A 4,926-nucleotide genomic window follows, 5' to 3' on the forward strand; every position below is an offset into this window, starting at 1 on the left:
GCGATCATCACCGAGACATGGGTGAACTGGGCGATCGCGGCCAGCACGAACAGCACCAGCAGGCTGACCCGCAGCTCGAGGGCGAACCGGCGTCGCTCCGAGAACTCGTGGATGCGGGCGCGCACGCCGGTGCGCGAGATGACGGAGACGGCGACGCCCGCGACCACGGCGAGCACCGTGATGGCGAGGGCGCCGAGTGCGGTCCCGAGAACCCGGGAGGGCTCCATCACGAGCGGCAGCGCGACGATGCAGGCGATGTCCGCCACCGCGATCTGGGCGACCAGTCGGGGCACGGCCTGCGCCGAGATCCCGAGCGACTGCAGCATCGGCAGCACGAGCGCCGCCGACGAGGATGCCAGCAGCACCCCGTACAGCGCCGCGTGGCCCGACCCCACGAGGGCCGCGATGCCCACGCCCAGCCCGGCCGCGACCACACCCACGGCCAGCGCCCCGACGAGACCGCCCCCGATCGCTGCGCGCACCGCGGCGTCCCGCACGGGGATGTGCGATCCGATGACCACCATCGTGAGGCCGAAGCCGATCTCGGCGAACATCGACAGCGTCGGATCCGCCGGGTCGACCAGGTGGAAGCCGGAGACCCCGATGACGAGGCCCGCGAACAGCTCGCCGATCACGACCGGGATGTGCCACGACCCGCGCGCGCTCAGCGCCGGGCCGACGAGTCCGGCCAGCACGATGAGCGCGAGCGTCGCGAAGGTCACAGCGAAACGCTAGCCCACCGCGTGCCGGTCGGGTCAGACGAGCGCGAGTGCGTCCTCGGTGGCCCGCAAGGTGTGCCAGGGGCGGGTCGCATGCTCCGCCGGCGTGCCGTCGAGCACCCGCGCCTCGTGTTCGGCGGGATCGAGGATCACGGTGGCGAGGCTCGCCCAGCGGTCGCCGAGCACCGCATCCTCCTTGGGCACGCACGTGAGCGCCGGCTCCCCCTCGCCCGTCACCAGCTGAGTGAGCAGGGCCTCGGGGGTCTGCGGTGCGGATGCCGCGAGGCGCCCGAGCAGGAACGCATAGCGCTCGCCGGAGTCCGGCTGGTAGGCCGCCTTCTCGGCGGCCGCCGGAGGCGCGGTGAGGAAGTGGTTGGTGCGCACACGGGTGTCCGGCAGGGCGGCCGGCGCCTCGAACACGCCGACCGGGCTGAGGTCGAGCAGCACGGCCCGGTCGCGGTCGAAGATCAGGAACGAGCCGGACGACGAGATCGGCGCCTCGCGCACCAGCTCGACGGCGTGCGCGGCATCCTCCGCCTCTTCGAGCACGAGGGCGGCGAGCACGTGCATCGGGATGCCGCCGATCGCGTCCTGCGCGTGGCCGAGGATGTTGAAGTGCAGCGCGACGCCGGCACTGTTCACGCCGATCTTGGCGAGGATGCCGTCCTCGGTGATGCCGGCATAGCGGTGCGCGCCGCCGCCGGCGTCGAGCGTGTGCCAGTAGTCGCTGAGCTCTGCGTGCCAGTCCCAGGTCTGCACGCCGACGTTGCGGGTCCCGTCGGCGCCGGGCAGGGCGCGCACGATGGTCGAGCACTCGCCTGGGGGCACGGTACGGCTGCGGGCGAGGATCTCGGTGCGTGCGTTCAGCGCGGCGACCCGCCACACGTCGACCCCGGCGGCCTCGGCGACGCCCACGATCTGCTCGGCCAGTCCGGTGCGGTGCGCGGCGATCGTGTCGAGCGCGCGGGCGGCGTCGGAGCGCACCGTCGCGGTCGTCAGTCCGCCGGCCGCGAAGAGCCGGTCATACGCGTCGATCGCGCCGGGAAGGATGCCGGCGAGCGCTGCTCCGCGCTGGCGGCCACGCTCTTCGGGATCGGGGGCGGTCGTGCTCACATGCAGTCGGGTGTCGGGTCGGGGGAAGGACACGGGGTTGCTCCTGTTTCGGGCGGGAACTTTATTGGGTATCCGCTCAACATAACATCGGGGCCTGAGCACGACCTGCGGGCGTAGCCTGACCCCATGCGCTCCGGCATCCACCTCTGGAATTACACCGCCCCCGGAACCTCCGCCGATCTCGCCCCACTCGTCACGCGCACCGCGCAGGTGGCCGAGGCCGGCGGCTTCGACCAGTTCACCGTCATGGACCACTGGTTCCAGATGGACACCGCCGGTCCCGCCGAGGATCCCATGCTCGAGGCGTACACGACCCTCGGCTTCGTCGCCGGCCAGACCTCCCGCATGCGGATCGGGCCGCTCGTGTCCGGCGTGACCTACCGGCATCCGGGCCTGCTCGCGAAGATCGCGACGACCCTCGACGTGCTGAGCGGCGGCCGGTCGTTCCTCGGCATCGGCGCCGCGTGGTACGAGCGGGAGCATGACGCGCTCGGCGTGCCGTACCCGGCGATCTCCGAGCGCTTCGAGCGCCTCGAGGAGGCCCTTCAGATCGTGCTGCAGATGTGGGGCGCGGACACGGCGCGGTACGACGGCGCGCACTACCGCCTGGCGGAGACGCTCAACTCGCCGCAGCCCGTGACCCGGCCGCACCCGCCGATCATGATCGGCGGCAAGGGCGAGCGCAAGACGCTGCGCATCGCGGCGCAGTACGCGCAGATCGTCAACCTCACCGCCTTCGAACCGGAGGCCGTCGCGCACCTGCTCGACGTGCTGCGTCGGCACTGCGACACGGTCGGCACCGACTACGACGCGATCGAGAAGCAGATCATCACCACGCGCCTCGACCCGTTCGCCGACGAGTACCTCGCCCAGGCCGAGCAGTGGGCGAAGCTCGGCATCGACCTCGTGGTGATGGGCGTGCGCCCGAACGACCAGGTCGGGTGGACGGAGCGCCTCGCCGCCGATGTCGTACCCCGTCTCGCCGAGCTGTGAGCCGGATGCCGTAGCGTCGCAGGAATGCGGACGATCACCTTCCCGAACGGCCGGGTCCTCCCCGCGATCGGTCAGGGCACCTGGTATCTGGGCGACTCCCCCGCCCGACGGGACGACGAGATCGCGGCTCTGCGGGCGGGGCTTGATGCCGGCCTGACGGTGGTCGACACGGCGGAGATGTACGGTGACGGGCGCAGCGAAGAGCTGGTCGGCGAGGCGATCCGCGGCCGGCGCGACGAGGTCTTCCTGGTGAGCAAGGTGCTGCCCTGGAACGCGGATGCCCGGGGCACCAGGGAGGCGCTCGAGGCATCCCTGCGGCGGCTCGGCACGGACCGGCTCGACCTGTATCTGCTGCACTGGCGCGGAAACGTGCCGCTGGAGGCGACCGTCGACGTGTTCGAGCAGCTCGTCGCCGAGGGCCTCATCGGCCAGTGGGGTGTGAGCAATCTCGACGTGGACGACCTGGCCGACCTGCCGGGGTCGCCCGCGACCGACCAGGTGCTCTACAACCCGTCCCGGCGCGGCGTCGAGTTCGACCTGCTGCCGATGCTGCAGGGGCGGCGCATCCCGGCGATGGCGTATTCGCCGCTGGAGCAGGCCCGTCTGCTGGCCGACCGCCGTCTCGGCGCGATCGCCGCCGATGCGGGCGTGACGACCGCTCAGCTGCTGCTGGCCTGGGCGGTGCGCGGCGGCGACGTGCTGGCGATCCCGAAGGCGGCATCCCCCGCGCACACCGCCGAGAACGTGGCCGCGCTGGACCTCGAGCTCGGTGCCGATGTGCTCGCGGCGATCGACGCGCGCTTCCCCGCCCCGAGACGCCCGGAGCCGCTCGAGATGCTCTGACCGATCAGCCTCCGCTCGGCCTGCGGTTGAGGAGGGTGCGGGAGCGGTGGTGCTCTTCGGTGAGGTCGTGGAGACGTGCCGACAGCAGATCCCGGATCCCGACCGTGCCGAGCATATCTCCCCCGGGCCCGATCACCACCGCGTCGGTGGCGTCGTATTCCGCGAACAGGTAGGCGACCGTGCGCAGGGTCGTCTCGGGTCGCACCTCCACCGCGGACTCGTCCGACATACCCGGGCGCTCCGTAGCGGCCGGCACGGGATGCATCACATCCTTGGCGAAGAACGTCTCCAGCGGATCGGTCGAGTACTCCCGGGTGAGGTGCAGCCCGCGGCGCGCGATCTTCTCGGTGAGCACGGACCGCTTCAGCACGAGCACGGAGAGCGCGTACGCCGCTGTCGACGCCAGGAGCAGTGGCAGCACCGTGCCCCAGGCATGAGTGAGCTCGAGGGTGAAGACCACTCCCGTGAGCGGCGAGCGCATGACGCCGCCGAGCACCGCCGCGAGTCCGCAGAGCGCCCAGAAGCCGGGCATGACGTCGGGCAGCAGGGTGCCCTCCAGCGCGCCGAGCGCGCCGCCCACCATGAACATCGGTGCCAGCACGCCGCCCGAGGTCCCCGACCCGAGCGACAACGACCAGATGAGCGTCTTGACGATCAGGATGCCGATGATCAGCGACATCGTCGCGCGGCCGGTCAGCAGCTCGTCGATGACGTCGTAGCCGACGCCGAGCGCCTGGGGTTCGATGAGACCGCCGACGCCGATGACGAGGCCGCCGATCGCCGGCCACCACATCCAGTGGAACGGGAGCCGGTTGAAGCCGTCCTCGGCCTTGTAGACGAGCCACGTGGCCGCGACGGCGAGGATGCCACCGGAGAGTCCGACCGCCGCGGCGCACAGGCAGACGAGCGGGGTGAGGTGGAGGGGCGGCGCGGCGACCGGGAAGACGGGTGCGGTGCCGAGCAGGAACCCGCGCACGATGGTGGCGCTTCCGACGGCGGCCACGACCGGCACGAAGCTGCGCGGGCGCCATTCGAACAGCAGCAGCTCGACCGCGAGCAGCACCGCGGCCAGCGGCGAGTTGAACGTCGCCGCCATACCGCCGACGGCTCCCGCGACCAGCAGTGCCTTGCGTTCGTCCGCACTGAGCTTGAGCAGCTGGGCCAGCAGCGAGCCGAGCGCGCCCCCGGTCATGATGATGGGCCCCTCCGCGCCGAACGGACCACCGGTCCCGATGCTCACCGCCGCCGAGACCGGCTT

At 71.7% G+C, this 4,926-nt stretch carries 5 protein-coding genes; 2 read left to right on the plus strand and 3 right to left on the minus strand.

Annotated elements, in window-relative coordinates:
* A partial coding sequence (locus VJR25_RS08515; RefSeq protein WP_324114540.1) for a cation:proton antiporter occupies positions 1–722 on the minus strand: 722 nt, incomplete at its 3' end.
* Between the two features lie 33 nt (positions 723–755).
* Positions 756–1,865, minus strand: coding sequence for a C45 family peptidase (locus VJR25_RS08520; RefSeq protein WP_324114542.1), 1,110 nt, complete (start codon positions 1,863–1,865; stop codon positions 756–758).
* A gap of 93 nt (positions 1,866–1,958) precedes the next feature.
* Between VJR25_RS08520 and VJR25_RS08525 the strand changes: the two genes are divergently transcribed.
* Together VJR25_RS08525 and VJR25_RS08530 are read left to right on the plus strand one after the other, a co-directional pair.
* Entirely contained in the window at positions 1,959–2,825 is an 867-nt protein-coding gene (locus VJR25_RS08525) for an LLM class F420-dependent oxidoreductase (protein ID WP_324114544.1), read from the plus strand.
* A gap of 24 nt (positions 2,826–2,849) precedes the next feature.
* Positions 2,850–3,668, plus strand: coding sequence for an aldo/keto reductase (locus tag VJR25_RS08530; protein WP_324114546.1), 819 nt, complete (start codon positions 2,850–2,852; stop codon positions 3,666–3,668).
* Positions 3,669–3,672: 4 nt separating this feature from the next.
* Here VJR25_RS08530 and VJR25_RS08535 read toward each other — a convergent pair.
* Positions 3,673–4,926, minus strand: a 1,254-nt coding sequence (locus tag VJR25_RS08535) for a chloride channel protein (protein WP_324114548.1), incomplete at its 5' end; no start/stop codon positions are given.

This window comes from Microbacterium sp., assembly GCF_035277845.1.
Taxonomy (GTDB): domain Bacteria; phylum Actinomycetota; class Actinomycetes; order Actinomycetales; family Microbacteriaceae; genus Microbacterium.